The 18530-nt window shown below is 71.0% G+C and carries 16 protein-coding genes and 1 tRNA gene; 6 read left to right on the top strand and 11 right to left on the bottom strand.

What is annotated here, in order from left to right; all coding sequences use genetic code 11:
• Positions 1 to 74 precede the first annotated feature (74 nt).
• Together ACZ418_RS12850 and ACZ418_RS12855 are read left to right on the top strand one after the other, a co-directional pair.
• Positions 75 to 521, top strand: coding sequence for an organic hydroperoxide resistance protein (locus ACZ418_RS12850; RefSeq protein WP_468361366.1), 447 nt, complete (start codon positions 75 to 77; stop codon positions 519 to 521).
• Between the two features lie 83 nt (positions 522 to 604).
• Entirely contained in the window at positions 605 to 1804 is a 1200-nt protein-coding gene (locus ACZ418_RS12855; RefSeq protein WP_468361369.1) for a serine hydrolase domain-containing protein, read from the top strand.
• On the opposite strand, the gene ACZ418_RS12860 is transcribed toward ACZ418_RS12855, so the two are convergent.
• Together ACZ418_RS12860 and ACZ418_RS12865 are read right to left on the bottom strand one after the other, a co-directional pair.
• Positions 1794 to 2069 (bottom strand): DUF1876 domain-containing protein, encoded by a 276-nt coding sequence (locus ACZ418_RS12860; RefSeq protein ID WP_468361372.1) that lies wholly within the window; start codon positions 2067 to 2069, stop codon positions 1794 to 1796. The two genes, ACZ418_RS12855 and ACZ418_RS12860, sit on opposite strands and share 11 nt — an antisense overlap.
• A gap of 55 nt (positions 2070 to 2124) precedes the next feature.
• Positions 2125 to 3015 (bottom strand): NAD(P)-dependent oxidoreductase, encoded by an 891-nt coding sequence (locus ACZ418_RS12865; protein WP_468361375.1) that lies wholly within the window; start codon positions 3013 to 3015, stop codon positions 2125 to 2127.
• Between the two features lie 516 nt (positions 3016 to 3531).
• Between ACZ418_RS12865 and ACZ418_RS12870 the strand changes: the two genes are divergently transcribed.
• Positions 3532 to 4980, top strand: a complete 1449-nt coding sequence (locus ACZ418_RS12870; RefSeq protein ID WP_468361378.1) for an arylsulfotransferase family protein — start codon at positions 3532 to 3534, stop codon at positions 4978 to 4980.
• Between the two features lie 7 nt (positions 4981 to 4987).
• Here the strand turns inward: ACZ418_RS12870 and ACZ418_RS12875 are convergent, their stop codons facing one another.
• The 3 genes from ACZ418_RS12875 to ACZ418_RS12885 all read right to left on the bottom strand — a co-directional run bounded on the left by ACZ418_RS12875 (position 4988) and on the right by ACZ418_RS12885 (position 8572).
• Positions 4988 to 5503, bottom strand: a complete 516-nt coding sequence (locus ACZ418_RS12875; RefSeq protein WP_468361380.1) for a YbaK/EbsC family protein — start codon at positions 5501 to 5503, stop codon at positions 4988 to 4990.
• 128 nt (positions 5504 to 5631) lie between these two features.
• Positions 5632 to 7857: an MMPL family transporter gene (locus tag ACZ418_RS12880; RefSeq protein ID WP_468361383.1), complete on the bottom strand. Its 2226-nt coding sequence runs from the start codon at positions 7855 to 7857 to the stop codon at positions 5632 to 5634.
• Positions 7858 to 7966: 109 nt separating this feature from the next.
• Positions 7967 to 8572 carry a TetR/AcrR family transcriptional regulator gene (locus tag ACZ418_RS12885; protein ID WP_468361386.1) on the bottom strand — a complete coding sequence of 202 codons (606 nt, stop codon included), beginning with the start codon at positions 8570 to 8572 and terminating at the stop codon, positions 7967 to 7969.
• Positions 8573 to 8753: 181 nt separating this feature from the next.
• Between ACZ418_RS12885 and ACZ418_RS12890 the strand changes: the two genes are divergently transcribed.
• Entirely contained in the window at positions 8754 to 12137 is a 3384-nt protein-coding gene (locus ACZ418_RS12890) for a S41 family peptidase (protein ID WP_468361389.1), read from the top strand.
• 158 nt (positions 12138 to 12295) lie between these two features.
• Here ACZ418_RS12890 and ACZ418_RS12895 read toward each other — a convergent pair whose 3' ends face one another.
• The 4 genes from ACZ418_RS12895 to ACZ418_RS12910 all read right to left on the bottom strand — a co-directional run bounded on the left by ACZ418_RS12895 (position 12296) and on the right by ACZ418_RS12910 (position 16018).
• On the bottom strand, positions 12296 to 12535 hold the full coding sequence (locus ACZ418_RS12895) for a hypothetical protein (protein ID WP_468361391.1): 240 nt from the start codon (positions 12533 to 12535) through the stop codon (positions 12296 to 12298).
• A 92-nt stretch (positions 12536 to 12627) separates the two neighbouring features.
• On the bottom strand, positions 12628 to 13512 hold the full coding sequence (locus tag ACZ418_RS12900) for an SDR family oxidoreductase (RefSeq protein ID WP_451006534.1): 885 nt from the start codon (positions 13510 to 13512) through the stop codon (positions 12628 to 12630).
• Positions 13509 to 14450: an alpha/beta fold hydrolase gene (locus ACZ418_RS12905; RefSeq protein WP_468361394.1), complete on the bottom strand. Its 942-nt coding sequence runs from the start codon at positions 14448 to 14450 to the stop codon at positions 13509 to 13511. Before ACZ418_RS12905 ends, ACZ418_RS12900 begins: the two co-directional genes overlap by 4 nt.
• Positions 14447 to 16018 (bottom strand): flavin-containing monooxygenase, encoded by a 1572-nt coding sequence (locus ACZ418_RS12910; protein WP_468361397.1) that lies wholly within the window; start codon positions 16016 to 16018, stop codon positions 14447 to 14449. The genes ACZ418_RS12905 and ACZ418_RS12910 overlap by 4 nt, the downstream gene beginning before the upstream one ends.
• A 177-nt stretch (positions 16019 to 16195) precedes the next feature.
• On the opposite strand from ACZ418_RS12910, the gene ACZ418_RS12915 reads away from it, so the two are divergent.
• On the top strand, positions 16196 to 16822 hold the full coding sequence (locus ACZ418_RS12915; protein ID WP_468362317.1) for a MerR family transcriptional regulator: 627 nt from the start codon (positions 16196 to 16198) through the stop codon (positions 16820 to 16822).
• A 196-nt stretch (positions 16823 to 17018) separates the two neighbouring features.
• Here ACZ418_RS12915 and ACZ418_RS12920 read toward each other — a convergent pair whose 3' ends face one another.
• Positions 17019 to 17822 (bottom strand): exodeoxyribonuclease III, encoded by an 804-nt coding sequence (locus ACZ418_RS12920; protein ID WP_468361400.1) that lies wholly within the window; start codon positions 17820 to 17822, stop codon positions 17019 to 17021.
• Positions 17823 to 17901: 79 nt separating this feature from the next.
• On the opposite strand from ACZ418_RS12920, the gene ACZ418_RS12925 reads away from it, so the two are divergent.
• Positions 17902 to 18378, top strand: a complete 477-nt coding sequence (locus ACZ418_RS12925; RefSeq protein WP_468361403.1) for a GNAT family N-acetyltransferase — start codon at positions 17902 to 17904, stop codon at positions 18376 to 18378.
• A 49-nt stretch (positions 18379 to 18427) separates the two neighbouring features.
• Here the strand turns inward: ACZ418_RS12925 and ACZ418_RS12930 are convergent.
• Positions 18428 to 18501: transfer RNA gene (locus ACZ418_RS12930), tRNA-Ala, on the bottom strand.
• Positions 18502 to 18530 lie beyond the last annotated feature (29 nt).

Here is an 18530-nt window from a genome sequence, read left to right on the forward strand (position 1 = left end):
CCGCCTGCTGACGTACCGGCCAGTACCTTGTGCACGATGTACTTGTGCGCCACTTGTTCCGGGGGAGGCCGGCCATGACCGAGGACACCGCTGTCGACACCCGCCCGACGAAGATCATGTACGTCGCCGAGGCCACCGCCCACGGCGGCCGCGACGGCTATGTCACCAGCCAGGACGGGCAGATCGAGCTGAAGGTCGCGATGCCTCCGGAGCTGGGCGGCGACGGCAACGGCACCAATCCGGAACAGCTGTTCGCGGCCGGCTACAGCTCCTGCTTCCACAACGCGCTGATCCTCGTCGGCAACCGCGCCGGCTACGACCTGACCGGCTCCACGGTGGCCGCCAAGGTCGGCATCGGCCCGAACAGGCACCGCGGCTACGGCCTCGCGGTCGCGCTCAGCGTCTCCCTGCCGGTGCTGGACGCGGACGTGGCGGCCCGGCTGGTGGACGCGGCGCACGAGGTCTGCCCCTACTCCAACGCCACGCGCGGCAACATCGATGTAACGATCCTGCTGGGCTGACCCCGCCGAGGAATCACAGGTGCGCAGCCCGCGTTGCACCCACAGTCGCAGGCGATGGGACAGTGACCGAAGGGACGGCGGGCGTGGACGTGAACGGCACAGTGGCCGAGGGCTTCGAGCCGGTCAGGGAGGCGTTCGCAGCGAACTTCGCGCTGCTCGGGGAGCGCGGCGCGGCCGTCGCCGTGTACCGCGACGGGCACAAGGTCGTCGATCTGTGGGCCGGCACCCGGGATGTGGACGGTACGGCGCCCTGGGAACCCGGGACCGCGCAGATCGTGCGCTCCGCGACCAAGGGTGTCGCCGCCGCCGCACTGCTGCTCCTGCACCAGCGCGGCGAACTGGACCTGGACGCCCCGGTCGGCGCGTACTGGCCCGAGTACAAGGCGGCCGGCAAGGAGCACACCCTCGTCCGGCACCTGCTCGCCCACCGCGCGGGCGTGCCCGTACTGGACCGCCCGCTGACCCCCGCCGAGGCCGCCGACCCCGATCTCGGCGCCGCGGCCGTCGCCGCGCAGGCGCCGGTGTGGGAGCCGGGCACGGATCACGGCTACCACGCCCAGACCTACAGCTGGCTCACCGGCGAACTGATCCGGCGGATCACCGGGCGCCCGGTCGGCGAGTGGCTGGCGGACGAGATCGCCGGCCCGGTCGGCGCGGACCTGTGGCTCGGCCTGCCGGAGTCGGAGCAAGCGCGCGTGGGCCGCGTCGGCCCGGTCGAGGCAGCAGAGGCCGTGAACGGCCTGAGGACCCGCCCCAAGCGCGCCGTGGCCGAGGCCTACGCCGACCCGGACTCGCTGACCCGGCGCGCGTTCGCCGCGATCACCCCGCTTCCCGACGAGAACGACCCCGCCTACCGCGCGGCCGCCCTGCCCGCCTCCAACGGCATCGCCACCGCCGACGGCCTGGCCCGCTTCTACGCCTCGCTCATCGGCGAGGTCGACGGCGGCAGGCGGCTGTTCACCCCGGAGACGAGGGAACTGGCCCGCGCCGAGCAGTCCGCCGGACCGGACCGGGTGCTGGTGGTCGGCACCCGGTTCGGCCTCGGCTACATGCTGCACGGCGCCGCGTCCCCGCTGCTCTCCCCCGGCTCCTTCGGCCACCCGGGCCGGGGCGGCGCCCTCGCGTTCGCCGACCCGGAGACCGGGATCGCCTTCGGCTATGTCACCAACGGCTTCCGCAAGAGCGTGACGGCGGACCCGAGGGCACAGGCGCTGGTACGGGCGGTACGCACGGCACTCACCCAGGTCGCGTCCTGTCACACCGTGCGCGTTGTCACACGTTGATCGTGTGCGAGGTCCGTCCGGACGCCGCGTCGATCTCGTCGTGTGCCTTGGTCAGCAGTTGCATGGCCAGTTCGTTGAGGGCACGTGCGCCGGCGATCTCCTCGCCGACCCTCGGCTGGTTGGCGTCGACGCGGTGCCGGGTTGCGTGGCCGTGCGCCCGTACCTCACTTCCGTCGGGCAAGCGCACCAGGGCCGCCGCCTTCGTGTGCTGATCATCCTCCTTGAACTCAAGTTCGACATGCCATCCCACAGCGGTGTGCATCATGACGATCACCTCCGAAAACCCTTGCTTCCAGGGTGCGCCCCGGCACCCCGGCCCGTCATGTCGACGCCTGGTCCCCGAAGCTGGCGAAGTACGCGGCGGCCATGTCCTCGTCCGCGTGGCCCTGGGCGGCGGCGCGGGCGAACCGCTGCGCGGTCGCGGCGGCGACGTCCAGCCGCACCCCTGCGCGCTCGCCCGCCTCGACGATGAGCCGGGCGTCCTTCTCGGCGGTGGCCACCGCGAACGACGGCGGGGTCAGCTTGCCGTCGAGCACCAGCGCGGCCTTCGCCCGCAGGTACCCCATGTCGAGCGGACCGCCCTCGATGAGGTCGAAGAACCCCTGCGGATCCACGCCGAGGGCCCGCGAGAGGGCGAGGACCTCGCCGGCCGCCGCGGTGGCCGCGAGCACCCAGCTGTTGGCGACCAGCTTCAGCCGACTGGCGCTGCCTGCGCCGGCGTCGGACCCGGTCCACATGGTCTTCGCGCCGACCGCGTCGAAGACGGGCGCGACCGTCTGCCGCCCCTCCTGCGGCCCGGCGGCCAGCACGGTCAGCTGACCGGCCTCGGCGGGCTGCTTGGTGCCGAGGACGGGGGCGTCGTAGAAGACGAGCCCGTGCTCCCCCGCGAAGGCGGCCAGGTCGGTGACCAGCTCGGTCCCGGCGGTGGTGCACTGCGCCCACACCATGCCGGGCCGCAGGGCCGGCGCGGCCTCGCGCATGACGTCCAGGACGGTGTTGCCGTCGTACAGCATCGTCAGGACGACGTCGGCGCCCTCGACGGCCTGGGCGGGTGTGCCGGCGATCCGTGCGCCGTCGGCGGCGAGCGGCTCGGCCTTCTCGCGCGTACGGTTCCACGCGCGGACCTCCAGCCCGGCGCGGCACAGGTTCCGGGCCATCGCGGCCCCCATGATGCCGGTGCCCAGCACGCTGACGGTCGGCTTGTCGGTCATTGGCGGCTCCCTGTCGTCGTCCGGTTGCTGCCCAGGGGTTCTCACTACCGGTACCCCGCAACGCAGAACACCGCCGCCTGTCCGGGTGAGGCCGCGTCTGCCGAACGGTCCACCCGCATGGCTTTGAGCAGGCGCAGACGGCCCGTGTCGCTTACCGTCGCCCGAGGAATGCCCCCATCCTGGTCCTTGCGGGTCGGAGGGCTGAACCGGACGAAGCGTTCGAAAACCAGTGGCACCGCCATGGGGGAAGGGTGCCGGGAGCCCAGGAGGCCGGCCATGGCGACGCGACAGCTGCGGATTCGCCGGACACGAAGGCGGCCCTGCCGCACTGTCGGGGCCTGCATGCTCGCGGCCGGGTGCGTCGTCGCACTCTGCGTGCCCCCGGCTGCGGCGAGGCCGCGAGCGGGCGACCACCTGTGCGCGACGAAGCCCTTCCCCCCGACGAAAAGTCCTCCGCCCCCGGTCCTCTCGGGCAGCGATGTGTGGAGCTTCGTCTCCGAGCCGGGCCTTCACCCCATGCGAGTGACCGTGACCGCGAACAAGCCGGGTACGGCCCGCGGAGACATCCTCGTGGGCCCGTTCAGCGCGGACAGGATGATCGGCCAGACCGGGGCGTTGATCAACGACAACTCCGGTGATCCGGTCTGGTTCCGCCCGCTCCCCTCCACGAACCTCCAGAACGCCGACATCAGGGTCCAGACCTATTACGACGCCCGCAGGGGCCGGGGAAAGCCGGTGCTGACCTGGTGGCAGGGAACCCTCGCCCTGCCCCCGTGGTACACGAACCTGCCGGCGGGTGCCCCGGAACCGGGCGGGTGCTACTACATCTACGACACCCACTACCGCCTGCTCAGGACGGTCCTGGCGCATCACGGCTACTACCCGGACGAGCACGAGTTCACCCTGACCCGCCGGGGTACCGCGCTGTTCATCGCGTCCAAGCCCGTGCCCATGGACCTCACGCCCTACGGTGGTCCGGAGAACGGCTCCATCGAGAACAGCGAGATCCAGGAGGTCGACCTCGCCACGGGCAGACTGCTCTTCTCGTGGAACGCACTGGACCACCTCGACCCCGCGGATTCCGAGGAGCCGGCGTCCAGCGCGACGTCGTCCGACGGCGTGTGGGATGCCTTCCACATCAACTCCGTCGACGAGGGTCCTGACGGCCGACTGCTGATCTCGGCCCGGAACATGTGGGCGATCTACGACGTCACCAGGAGATCCGGGAGAATCCGCTATCAGATCGGAGGAAAGAAGAGCGACTTCGCCTTCGGACCCAACGCGGACTTCTACTGGCAGCACGATGCCCGGTACCGGCCGGGGAACCGGATCAGCATGTTCGACGACGGCTGCTGCGACCTGCCCGACGGCGCCCCCGAACAGGTGTCGCACGGCCTGATCCTCAACCTCGACTTCCGCAGCCGGAAGGCGACCGTGGACCGGACCTACTACCACCAGCCGCCGCTGGAGTCACCGACCCAGGGAAACACACAGGCCCTTTCCAACGGCAACGAGTTCATCGGATGGGGCCAGAGCCCGTACTACTCCGAGTACGCGGGGGAGGGAAACACCCAGGGCAACGGCTTGCGAAACCTGCTCTACGACGCGAAACTGCCGGGCTCCGACATCTCGTACCGGGCATTCCGGAACGAATGGGTCGGCACTCCGTACTACCCCCCGAGTGTCGCGGCACGCTCCGACGCCGAGGGCAACGTCGTCTACGCCTCCTGGAACGGTTCGACGCGGACCAGAGCATGGCGTGTACTCGCCGGGTCCGACCCCCACTCCCTGTCGGTCGTGGTCGGGCACGCCCCACGCTCCGGATTCGAGACGGCCGTCACCACGAACGCCCCCGGACCGTACTTCCAAGTGAAGGCGCTCGATGCGCAGGGCAAGGTCCTCGGGACCTCCCGCGTCGTCACGCTCCCGGACAACGGTCGACGAGGGAGACCACGAACGAAGTAGAGCGGCGTCACGCGGTCTGCTCGCGCACGTCCACCAGGTCGGCACCGGCGTGGGCCACCAGTGCCTTGGGCTCGATCGGGAAGACGGTGTGCGGCGTTCCGGCGGCCGCCCACACCACGTCATGGGCGAGCAGCGAGCGGTCGGCGAGGACACGCGTGCGCGTGCGGTGTCCGAAGGGCGGCACGCCGCCGATGGCGTACCCGGTGGTCTCGCGTACGACGCCGGCGTCGGCGCGGGTGACCCGGCCGGCGCCCAGCTCCTCCCGCACCCGGTCCACGTCCACGCGCGAGGCCCCGTCCATGAGGACCAGCACCGGGACCCCGTCGGCGGCGAAGATCAGCGACTTGCAGATCTGGCTGAGTTCGCACCCGATGGCCGCGGCGGCCTCGGCGGCGGTCCGGGTGGCCTCCGGGAACCTCCTGGTCCGTGCGAGCACGTCGTCGAGGCCGAGCGCGCGCAGGGCTTCGGCGAATCGGGGGTGGGCTCCGGACTCTTCGGCGTCAGTGGCGGCTGTCGTCGTCATGCCGGGCACGCTACGCCATCGCCCGTGCCCTGATCACGGCGTTTTCCGAGGCAGAAAGAAGGCCGGTGAGGGTGCAGCCCCGTCCCCACGGGCACCCTCACCGGCCGCTCCGGCTCAGGAGCGATACGTCAGGCCCGTACCAGCTCCCTCTCCTCGTCGGGGTCGGCGTCCTTGCCGGCTGCGGAGGGCTCGGTGCGCAGGCCCTCGCCCTCGACGTCCACGTTGGGCAGCGCGCGGTCGAGCCACTTCGGCAGCCACCAGGCCCGCTTGCCGAGCAGGGCGAGGACCGCCGGGACGATGGCCATGCGGACGATGAACGCGTCGAAGAAGACGGCGATCGCGAGGCCGAAGCCGATCATCTTGACCATCGCCTCGCTGGAGCCGATGAAGCCGGAGAAGACGGCGATCATGATCACGGCTGCGGCGGTCACCACCCTCGCCCCGTGCTTGAAGCCGGTCACCACGGCCTGGCTGGGCTTCTCGCCGTGGACGAACGCCTCCCGCATCCGGGTCACGAGGAAGACCTCGTAGTCCATCGCGAGGCCGAAGACGACACCCACCATGAAGATCGGCATCATCGACATGACCGGGCCGGTCTGCTCGACGTTCATCAGGCCGGACAGCCAGCCCCACTGGAAGACCGCGACCACGGCGCCCAGGGCCCCCAGCACGCTGAGCAGGAAGCCGAGGGCCGCCTTCAGCGGGACGAGGACCGAGCGGAAGACCACGATCAGCAGCAGGAAGGCCAGGCCGACCACCAGCGCGAGGTAGGGCAGGAGCGCGTCGTTCAGCTTCTGCGAGACGTCGATGTTCATCGCCGTCGTACCGGTGACCAGCACCTTGGAGTCGGTCTTCGCGGTGATGTCCGCGCCCTTGTCGCGGATGGCGTGCACCAGGTCCTCGGTCGTCTTCGAGGACGGCTTGGACTTGGGTACGACGGTGATCGTCGCGGTGTCGCCGGCCTTGTTGGGCATGGCCGGGGTGACCGTGACGACGTCCTTCAGGCCCTTGATCTCGTCGCCGACCTCGGTGAAGGCCGCCTTGGGGTGCGCGCTGTCCTTGGCGTCGACCACGACCATCAGGGGGCCGTTGAAGCCCGGTCCGAAGCCCTCGGAGAGCAGGTCGTAGGCGCGGCGCTGGGTGGTGGAGGTGGGCTGGGAGCCGTCGTCGGGCAGGCCCAGTTGCAGGGAGGCGGCCGGGACCGCCGCCGCGCCGAGGCCGAGCACGCCGAGGAGGAGGACGGCGACCGGGCGCCGTACGACGAAGCTCGCCCAGCGGGTGCCCATGTTGGGGCGGCCGGGCTTCTTCGGCGTACGGCCGCCGCCCAGCAGCTTGCTCTTCTGGCCCGCCGGCTTGACCTTGCGGCCCGCGTAGCCGAGCAGCGCCGGGATCATCGTCAGTGCGATCAGGACGGCGATGGCGACGGTGCCCGCCGCGGCGATGCCCATCTTGGTCAGCATCGGGATGTTGACGACCGACAGGCCGACCAGGGCGATGACGACGGTGAGGCCGGCGAAGACCACCGCCGAGCCCGCCGTGCCGACGGCGCGTCCGGCCGCGTCCTCGCGCTCGCGGCCCTCGGCCAGTTCGGCGCGGTAGCGGGAGACGATGAAGAGCGCGTAGTCGATGCCGACGGCCAGGCCGATCATCGAGGCCAGGGTGGAGGTCGTGGAGCCGAGGTCCAGGGCGCCGGCGAGCGCGGTGATGGTGGAGACACCGATGCCGACGCCGATGATGGCGGTGAGCAGCGGGAATCCGGCCGCGAGCAGCGAGCCGAAGGTGATGACGAGGACGACGGCGGCGATGACGATGCCGATGGCCTCGCTGGAGCCGGTCTCCGGGGTCGCGGTGAGCGCGTCACCGCCGACCTCGACGGTCAGCCCGGCGTCGCGTGCATGCTGGGCGGCCTCCTTCAGGGCGTCCTTGGCGGAGTCCTTCAGCTCCATGCCGGAGACCTTGTACTTCACCGAGGCGTAGGCGATGGTGCCGTTCCTGTTGACGGCGTGCCCGGCGTAGGGGTCGGCGACGGAGGTGACCTCGGAGCCGCTCTGCAGCTCCTTGACGGTCTTCTCGACGGCCGCCTTGTTGTCGTGGTCGGTCATCTTCTCGCCGCTCGGCGCCTTGAAGACCACGCGCGCGGTGGCGCCGTCGGCGCTCATGCCGGGGAAGCGCTGTTCCAGCAGGTCGAAGGCCTTCTGGGCCTCGGTGCCGGGGACTGAGAAGGACGTGCTGCCGGCGGGCGGCGCGGAGGCGGCGCCCACCCCGGCCAGGGTGAGCAGCGCGACCCACATGAGGGCGACGAAGTGCCGTCGCCGGAAGGCGAGACGGCCGAGTTTGTACAGAAACGTGGCCACGGAGGCGTACTCCCGGTCAGGTCGTGGGGTTCATCAGGGCAGGGGTGATCAGCCCGACGACGTGAGCGGTGACGTCAGACGGTGGGCTTGCTCGGGGATCAGAGGGTGATCAGCGGGTGGGTGCGCCGAGGGCGGGGAGGACCACGGCGTCGATGTACGACAGGAGGAAGGCCTGCGTCGGCGGCTGCTCGTCGATGAGCGAGCGGGCGGCGAACCCGCCGATCATCATGTGCATCACGTAGTCGATCGCGGGGTTGTCCGCACGGATCTCGCCCCGGTCGATCGCCCGCTGCAGCACGCGGCGGAACTCCGCCAGCTCCGGCTCGATGAGATGCTCCTTGAACGCCTTCAGGAGGTCGGGATTGCCGTGGACGGCCATCGCCAGACCCCGCATCAGTGCGGAGTTCTGCTCCATCTCGCAGTCGTCGGAGCGCAGGGTGAGGGCGTGCAGATCGCCTCTGAGCGACCCGGTGTCGACCCCGCCGGCGGAGCCGCCCGGCTTGCTGTGCCGCACCGCCTTCGCCACCAGCTCGGCCTTGCCGCCCCACTGGCGGTAGAGCGTGGCCTTGCTGGACCGGGTGCGGGCGGCGACGGCGTCCATGGTGAGGGCGTCGTAGCCGACCTCCCGGAGCAGGTCGAGCACGGCCTCGTACAACTCGGCCTCGCGCTCGGGCGTGATCCGGCTGCGACGTGACGTTGCGACAACCTCGGTCATGCCACTCGCCTTCCCACTCCGGAGCCTCCTGCTTCGTACCACCATGAAGATACCCTGAGAGCGTGCGAAACGAAACCGTTTCGTACGTGTGCTGGGTCACGAACGTGAGGGACACATAAGTTCGCGGCCGTGCGGGCCGCACAAGTTGCTGGGCCTCAGCGGGCGGAAAAGCATGGGGAGGGTGAGCTATCTCCGCTTTCCCCACCTCAGCGGCGACCTGGTGTGCTTCGTGGCCGAGGACGACATCTGGCTGGCCCCTCTCGACGCCCCGGGCCGGGCCTGGCGGCTCACGGCGGACCGCACGAAGGCCGGGCACCCGCGTTTCTCGCCCGACGGCCGGCAGATCGCGTTCACCAGCTGGCGCAGCTTCGTCCCCGAGATCCACCTCGTCGACGTGGAGGGCGGTCACGCGCGGCAGCTGACGTACTGGGGCAGCACCGACACACAGGTCTGCGGCTGGACGCCCCCGGACGAGCACGGGACGTGCGACATCCTCGCCGTCGCCTCCCACGGCGAGCCCTTCTCGTACTTCACCTGGGCCTACAAGGTGTCCCCCGACGGCGACCCCGGGCGCAAACTGCCCTGGGGCCCGGTCGCCGACATCCAGGTCGCCGACGTCGCCGGCGGGCACAAGACCCTGCTGCTCACCGGCACCCCGCCGCACGAGCCGGCCTCCTGGAAGCGGTACCGGGGCGGCGCCATGGGCCGCCTCTGGCTGCACGGGCAACGCCTGCTGCCCGGCATCGAGGGGCATCTGGCCTGCCCCATGTTCGTCGCGGGCCGCATCGCCTTCCTCTCCGACCACGAGGGCGTCGGCAACCTCTACTCCTGCTCGTACGACGGCACCGACCTGCGCCGCCACACCGACCACGACGCCTTCTACGCCCGGCACGCCTCAAGCGACGGCGCCCGGGTGGTCTACCAGTGCGCGGGCGACCTGTGGCTGGTGGACGACCTCTCCCCGGGCGCCGTACCGCGCAAGCTGGACGTCCGACTGGCCGGGCCGGCCACCGGGCGCCGCCGCTACCAGGTGCCGGCCGCGCAGAACGTCGACGGCATCTCCGTGGACGAGACCGGCCGGGCCAGCGCCGTCGTCGTACGCGGCAGCCTGTACTGGCTCACCCACCGGGACGGCCCCGCCCGTACGATCACCGACACGCCCGGCGTACGGGTACGGCTGCCGGAGATGCTGGGTACGACCGGCCAGGTGGCGTATGTGACGGACGCCGAGGGCGAGGACGCCGTCGAGATCGCCCAGCTGCCCCGCGCGACCGGCGACCGCGCGCCCCGCCGACTGGCCTCCGGCCGGCTGGGCCGCGTCCTTGAGATGGTCTGCGACCCGGAGGGCGAACGGCTGGCGGTCGCCTCGCACGACGGGCGGTTGCTGCTGATCGATGTGGGCGAGGAGTCGGAAGGTACCGAGGGTGGGGTCACCGAAGAGGCGGCGGACGCCGGGAGCGACTCCGGTGACTCAAGTGACTCTGGCTCGGGTGACTCCGGTGACAGGGACTCCGGTGACGATGGCTCAGGTGCCGCCGATGTCGGCGAGCACGTGACCGAGCTGATCCGGTCCATCAACGGCCCCGTGCGCGACCTCGCCTTCTCCCCGGACGGCGCCTGGATCACCTGGTCCCACCCGGGCATCGGCCGCACCCTGCGCCAGATCAAGCTGGCCCGCATCAAGGACCGGCTGATCGTGGACGTGACCAACGGGCGCTTCGAGGACGAGAACCCCGTCTTCACCCGTGACGGCCGCTATCTCGCCTTCCTCTCCTGGCGCGGCTTCGACCCGGTGTACGACGTCCACACCGGCGACCTGTCCTTCCCGCTCGGCTGCCGCCCGTACCTCGTCCCGCTGAACTCGGCGACCCCCTCCCCCTTCGCCCTGAACCCCGAGGGCCGTCCGGCGGCCGGCGGCCTCGACCCCGTCGAGGAGGAGGAGACGGGCGAGGCCGGCACGGTGACCGTGGAGGTGGAGGGCCTGGCGATGCGCGTCACACCGTTCCCGGTGATCGCCTCCAAGTACTCCGCGCTGTGCCCGGTCGCCGGCGGCGGACTGGTCTGGCTGCGCTGGCCGATCTCCGGCGCGCTCGGCGAGACCTTCGCCAATCCGGCCGACATCAGCGGCCGCCCGACCCTGGAGTACTTCAACCTCGCCAAGGCCAAGAAGTCCGAACTGGTCGACCACCTGGACTGGTTCGCGGTCAGCGGCGACGGCACCCGGCTGGTCGTCGTGGACGAGGGCGAGCTGCGCGCGGTGCCCGCCACGGAGATGGGCGACAGCGACACCACCGTCTGGATCGACCTGCGCCGCATCCTGCACGTGGCCGACCCGCCCGCCGAGTGGCGCCAGGCCTACGACGAGGCCGGCCGGCTCATCCGCGCCTACTTCTGGGACCCGGGCATGTGCGGCATCGACTGGGACGCGGTGCTCGACCAGTACCGTCCCCTCGTCGAACGGGTCGCCTCCCCCGACGAGTTCGCCGATCTCCTGCGGGAGGTCCTCGGCGAACTGGGCACCTCGCACGCCTACGTCACCGCCGCCCGCCGCAACGAGGGCCCGCCCCACTACCAGCGCTGGCAGGGACTCCTCGGCGCCAACTTCGTTCACAGGGAGGAGGGTTGGATTGTCAAACGCATCCTGCCCGGCGACTCCTCCGACTCCAAGGCCCGCTCGCCGCTGGCCGGCACGGGCATCCGCGAGGGCGCCGTCCTGACCCATGTCGACGGCCGCCCGGTCGATCCGGTGACCGGGCCGTATCCACTGCTCGCCGGCTCCGGGGGTACGACCGTGGAGCTGACGTTCGTCCCGGCGGAAGAGAAGCCGGACCGGGCCCGCCGGGTCGCCGTCGTCCCGCTCATCGACGAACGGCCGCTGCGCTACCAGGACTGGGTCGCCAAACGCCGCGCGGTCGTCCGGGAGTTGAGCGGCGGCAAGTGCGGCTACCTGCACATCCCCGACATGGGCGGCTCCGGCTGGGCCCAGTTCAACCGCGACCTGCGCATGGAGGTGTCCCGGCCCGCCCTGATCGTGGACGTGCGCGGCAACGCGGGCGGACACATCAGCGAGCTCGTCATCGAGAAGCTGACCCGGACGATCCTGGGCTGGGACCTGACGCGGGACGCGCAACCGGTGTCGTACACCTCGAACGCGCCGAGGGGCCCGGTGGTGGCCCTCGCCGACGAGGCGACCTCCTCGGACGGCGACATGATCACGGCCGCCTTCAAGCTGCTGAAACTCGGCCCGGTGGTCGGCCAGCGCACCTGGGGCGGCGTGGTCGGCATGACCGGCCGGCACCGCCTGGGCGACGGCACGGTGATCACGGTCCCGATGAACGCGGCCTGGTTCGACGCCTACGGCTGGTCCGTGGAGAACCACGGCGTCGCCCCCGACCTGGAGATCCTGCGCACCCCCCTGGACTGGGCGGAAGGCCGCCACGCCCAGCTGGCCGACGCGGTCGAACTCGCCCTGGAGCTACTGGAGTCCAACCCGGCCGCCATCCCCCCCGACTACACGGAGGTCCCCAACCGAGCCCGCCCCGAGCTACCGCCGCGGGCCACCTGACGGGGAGGGGTGCGTGGTGAAGGGGCGCGGGGAACTGCGCGACAAGCCACAACGCACCCGCGCACGACCACACACCCCCACCACCCCAAAAACCAGCGCAGGGCACCCTCCACGAAGAAGGGTGCCCCACGCGAACCGGCCGAAGCCGAGCGCAGCGACTACGCGTCGTAGTCCCGGTCGAAGCGGTCTTCCATCTCCGCCTCGGTGTCCTCGATGTCGCGCAGATTCTCGCGACCGCGCTGCGGCTGCTGCTGACCACGCTGCGGCTGCTGGCCACGCTGGGGCTGCTGCTGGCCACGCTGGGGCTGCTGACCGCGCTGGCCGGCCCGCTCACGGGCCTCACCGATCTTCTGCTTGCCCTGTTCCTGCCACTCGCTGGCCTTGTCCTTCATACCCATGTGGGTTCACTCCCGTGGTGGGTGAGTTGGGGGTCGGCCCCTAGGTGGGGCCTCACCCAGATTCACACGGGCGACCACGCAACGCATGTGGATCAGTCACGGTGCGTAGCGCGCGCTGCCTCGTCGGCCGCCCCACCTGCACCGACGAGCCCCGAGCGCATTCCTTGCAGCCGGGGCGCGAACCGCTTCATCTCGCGCTGCCCGACCGTCCCGATGAGCGCCGGCAGATACCCGCGCACGCCCTGCATACCGCGCAGCCACCACTGCCCGTACACATGTGCCGAGCGCCGCTCGATCCCGGCGACGAGCCGATCCACCGCGGGCCCCAGCGGGTAGGTCTTGTTGGACGGCCACGGCAGCCGCTGCCGCAGCTCGCGCATGACGTCGTCCTGGTCGGCACCGCGCACCATGTCGGTGTCGGTCCAGGACAGATACCCGACGCCGACGCGCACGCCCTGGTAGCCGACCTCGGCGCGCAGACTGTGCGCGTACGCCTCCACACCCGACTTGGACGCGCAGTACGCCGTCATCATCGGCGCCGGCGTGATGGCGGCGAGCGAGGCGATCTGGAGGAGATAGCCCCGGCTCTCCACGAGCACCGGCAGGAACGCCCGGGCCGTCACCGCCGAACCGATCAGGTTCACCTCGATCACCCGCCGCCAGGCCTGCGGATCGGAGTCGGCGAACGGACCGCCCGTCGCCACACCGGCGTTGGCGACCACGATGTCGACCTTCCCGAACCGCGCCTTCACCTCCTGTGCGACCCGGCTCATCGTCTCGTGGTCGGTGACGTCGGCGTACCAGTGGGCGCTGTCGCTGTGCAGCCGCGAGGAGACGTCCTTGAGCGCCTCCTCCTCCAGCCCGACCAGCGCGACCTTCGCGCCGCGCGCGGAGAGCTTGCGCGCCAGCAGCTCCCCGACGCCGCGCGCCGCTCCGGTGACGACCGCGACCTGCCCTTCGAGGCTGACCCTGCTCATGCGCCCTCCTTGATCTGCACGCCTGTGGCCTTCCCGGTGGTGACGTAGGTGGTGACGAGTTCCCGGATCCGGCCGGTCACCAGCTCCGGGGCCTCGATCGGGGTCATGTGGCCGACGCCGGTCAGCTCGGTGAGACCGACGCAGTGCGGCAGCGCGGCGACCAGTGCGCGGGCGTGCACGGGGGGCGTGAGCCGGTCGGACGCGCCGTGCACGATGGCGGTGGGCGCGTGCAACTCCCGTACGCCGTGGTCGAGATCGAGCGCTTCGAGTACGCGCGACCAGGCGTGGCGTACGGCACGCGGACAGGCGTGCACGATCCGCGCACACGCCTCCACCATGTGCGGGGCGGAACCGGCGCCCATGGTCGCGTACTTGAGGATGCGCCTGGCGACCGGCGTGACCGGGCCGAGCGGGGCGCGCGAGCCGAGAATGCGCCCGGTGATCCAGGTGCGCACCCGACCGGCGCCGAGCGGCACCACGCGCGCCTCCGCGACCAGCCGCGAGCTGCCGGTGCTGCACAGCAGGACGGCGGCGGCGTGGTCACGGAAGCGGGGGCGCGTGGCCGCGGCCATGACGGTCATCCCGCCCATGGAGTGGCCGACGATCAGCGCCTTCTCCCCGGGCGCGAGGGTCTGCGCGAGCACCGCTTCCAGGTCGTCCGCCAGCGCATGGGTGGTACACGCGGGGCTCGCGGGACTGCGCCCGTGCCCCCTCTGGTCGTACGCGATCACGCGGTGGTCGGTCGCCAGGTCCCGTATCTGCGCCGCCCAGAAGGCGGTCGAGCAGGTCCAGCCGTGCGAGAGGACGACGGGCGGCGCCTTCTCGGGGCCGTGCACCTCGACGTGCAGCCGCGCGCCATCGGCGGAGACGACGGTGAGTTCACGGGCGGGGGTGGGCGGGGCGTACGGTCCGGAGGTCACGGAGGCGAGCCGGCTCATGCGGCGCCCTCGCTCTGCGGGACGGCGGCGACCGTCTTCTCTGCGGCCGTAGCGGCCGACTTGCCGTCGGTCTTGCGGATGACCTCGTACTCCCCCAGGTCCACCCGCCGGGTCGCGCGCCGGAACTCCGATGTCGTACCGGGCCAGATGGTGGTGTTGCGGCCACTCGCGTCCAGGTACCAGCTGGTGCAGCCGCCGGTGTTCCACACGGTGCGCTTCATGCGCTCCTGGACCTTGCGGTTCCAGTCCTCGACGGCCGCGGGCCGGGCATCGAGGGCCGTACGGCCTCCCCCTGTGCCTTGAGGGCCTGGGGGGACCCCCAGGACGTCCAGTTGGCGCAGATAGTCGGCCATGTAGTTCAGCTGGGACTCGATCATGAGGATCATGGAGGAGTTCCCGAGGCCGGTGTTGGGCCCGATGATCGTCATCCAGTTCGGGAACCCGGCGGCCGCGGCGCCGCGCAGCGCCTGCATGCCGTTCTTCCAGGACTCCGCGAGGGTGACGCCCTCCGCCCCGACCACCCGCTCGGCGATCGGCATGTCCGTGACGTGGAAGCCCGTACCGAAGACGATCACGTCGGCCTCGGCCTCGGTGCCGTCGGCCGCGACGACGGTCGACCCGCGGATCTCGCTGAGCCCGCTGGCGACGACGTCCACGTTCGGCCTGGCCAGCGCCGGGTAGTACGTGCTGGACAGCAGGATCCGCTTGCAGCCGATGCGGTAGTCGGGGGTGAGCTTGGCGCGCAGGGCCGGGTCCTTGATGGCGCGGGCCATGTTGCGCTTGGCGAGCCGCTCGACGAGTCCGAGTTCGTCGGGGTGCTTGGTGAACGCCTGGACCTGCAGCTCCCGGATGCCCCACAGCAGGCCGCGCCTGAGCCGGGTGGTGAAGGGCACGGACCGGTGCAGCAGGCGCTCGGCACCGCTGATGGCGCGGTCCATGCGGGGCAGCACCCAGGGCGGGGTGCGCTGGAAGAGGGTGAGCCGGCCGACCTGCGGCTGGATCGCGGGCACGATCTGGATGGCGGAGGCGCCGGTGCCGATCACCGCGACCCGCTTGCCGCGCAGATCGTGGTCGTGGTCCCAGCGGGCGGAGTGGAACACCTTGCCCGGGAAGGATTCCAGGCCCGGGATCTCCGGGATCTTCGGGTCGGACAGCGGCCCGGTCGCGGAGACGACCACGTCGGCGGAGAGCGCGCCGCGCGTGGTCTCGATGTTCCACCGCAGGTTCTCGTTGTCCCAGCTCATCAGCTTGACCTCGGAGTCGAAGCGGAGGTGCGGGCGCAGTCCGAAGAGGTCGGTGACGTGCTCCAGGTAGGCGCGGATGTGCTCCTGCCCGGAGAAGGTGCGCGGCCACTCGGGGTTGGGCGCGAAGGAGAAGGAGTAGAGGTGGGAGGGCACGTCACAGGCGCACCCGGGGTAACTGTTGTCCCGCCAGGTGCCGCCGACGCTGTCCGCCCGCTCCAGGACGACGAAGTCGGTGATCCCTTCGCGGCGCAGCCGCACGGCGGCCCCCAGGCCGCCGAACCCGGACCCGATCACCGCCACCCGTACATGCTCGTGCTCGGCCATCCCGAAGCCTCCACGCATCGCCTTGGACTCTGCCAGTGAACACTGGCGCAATGGGACTGTAGAGCAGCCCCGTACCGAGCGGTAGGGGTCGGGAGAAGGAAAGTTACCGGCGGTACAACATAGGCTGCGGGCGTGGCAGAGGACGCAGAACGCAAGGAAGGCGGGCGCGAGTACCGCATGGAGGAGCTGGCGCGACTGGCCGGCATCACCGTGCGCACGCTGCGCTTCTACCGCGAGCGCAAGCTGATCCCGCCGCCCCGCCGAGAGGGCCGTATCGCCTGGTACGACGACCATCACCTGGCCCGTCTGCGCACCATCGCCGCCCTGCTGGAGCGCGGCCACACCCTGAACGGCATCGCCGAGCTCGCGGAGGCCCTCGACCAGGGCCGGAACATCGCCGACCTCATCGGCGTCGGCACCCCCACCGAGGAGGAGCCGGTTCGCCTCACCCCGGAGGAACTCGCCGCCCGCTTCGAGGGGGAGGTCACCCCCGAGAACCTCGCCGCCGCCATGGAACTGGGCTACCTGGGCACGGACGGCGACGAGATCGTCCACATCAGCCGCCGTCTGCTGGACGTCTCCTCCGCCCTGGTCCGCGAGGGCATCCCGCTCGCCGAGGTCCTCACGGCCGCCACCCGCGTCCGCGAACACGCCGACGCCCTGGCCGAACTCTTCACCGACCTGATCCTCCGCCACACCTCCGAGGAGGACCTCCACCGCCTGCGCCCGTTGGCCCGGAGCGTGGTGGAGGCGGAACTGTCGCTGGCGCTGGACCGGAGGTTGCAAAAGCAGGGGGACGGGTGACGTCCCCAGCGTCACACGTCCATCCGAAGAGGAACGGATCACGCGCGAGGAGGCGACGGAGCGTGCCTGGCGGGTGCACGCCGTACTCGCGAAGGGCTGCTCCCCGCGCATGCGGGGATGGTCCCGACGTTCGCAAACGCGGCACACGCCTTCGAGAGCCTGGCAGGGGCGGGCGTACGACTGGAGGTTGTGACGGCTAGAGGTCGTAGACGACGGTCACGGGCGCGTGGTCGGACCAGCGCTCGGCGTGCGTGGCCGCGCGCTCGACGAAGCCCTTGACCGCCTTCCCGGCGAGACCGGGCGTGGCGACCTGGTGGTCGATGCGCCATCCTGAATCGTTGTCAAAGGCCCGCCCCCGGTACGACCACCAGGTGTACGGACCCTCGACGTCCGGGTGCAGGGCCCGTACGACGTCGACGTAGCCGCCGTCCTCCGCCGCGAACACCCGGCCGAGCCACTCGCGTTCCTCGGGCAGGAAGCCGGAGTTCTTGGTGTTGCCGCGCCAGTTCTTGAGGTCGGCCTGCTGGTGGGCGATGTTCCAGTCGCCGCACACGACCACCTCGCGCCCGTCGGCGGCGGCCCGCTCGCGCAGCGCCTTGAGATGGGTGAGGAACTCCCCCATGAAACGGACCTTCTCGTCCTGCCGCTCGGTGCCGACCTCGCCGGAGGGCAGATAGAGGGAGGCGACCGTGACGCCGGGCAGGTCGGCCTCGACGTAGCGGCCGCTGCCGTCGAACTCGGCCGAGCCGAAGCCGACCCGGACGCGGTCGGGTTCGCGCCGGGTGTAGAGGGAGACGCCCGCACGGCCCTTGGCGGCGGCCGGGGCGTGCACGACGTGCCAGCCGTCGGGCTGCCGCACCTCCTCGGGCAGCTGGTGCGGCTCGGCGCGCACCTCCTGCAGGCAGACGACGTCCGCTTCAGTCTGCGCGAGCCACTCCACGAAGCCCTTCTTGGCGGCGGCTCGCAGCCCGTTCACGTTAACCGAGGTCACAGTCAGCACCCGGGCACGATACCGGCACACTGGTCGGAGCCCTCAAACCCCGAGGTCCCACCGTCTGCATAGAAGTACGATGCCCAGCATGATCATACGCCGCGTTCGCTTCGATCACCCCGACGCCGTGAAGCTCAACGACGAGGTCCAGGCCGAGTACGCCGAGCGGTACGGCGACGACGGCGACGCCACCGTCCTCGACACGACGGACTTCGACCCGCCCCACGGCGTCTACCTGATCGCGTACGACGAGTTCGACCGCCCCGTGGCCACCGGCGGCTGGCGCAGCCAGGATCGCAACGAGGAGGGCAACGAGGACGGTGACGCCGAGCTGAAGCGCATGTTCGTCATAGCGGAGATGCGCGGCCGCGGCCTGGCCCGCCGGATGCTCACCGCCCTGGAGGAGGACGCGCGGGCGGCAGGTCGTGTCCGCATGGTCCTGGAGACCGGGACCAAGCAGCCCGAGGCCATCGCCCTGTACACCGCGAGCGGCTACGAGCCGTGCACCAAGTTCGGCTACTACCGCCACCACGAGGAGAGCCGCTGCTTCGCGAAGAAGCTGTAGACACGATGAAGCCCCGGTCGGCTTCCACCGACCGGGGCTTCATGCTGCGTGGACCTGAGGGGATTTGAACCCCTGGCCCCCTCGATGCGAACGAGGTGCGCTACCGGACTGCGCCACAGGCCCTTGCAACGAGTGAAACTTTAGCATCCCGA

The sequence above is a fragment of the Streptomyces sp. NPDC030820 genome, from assembly GCF_055572075.1.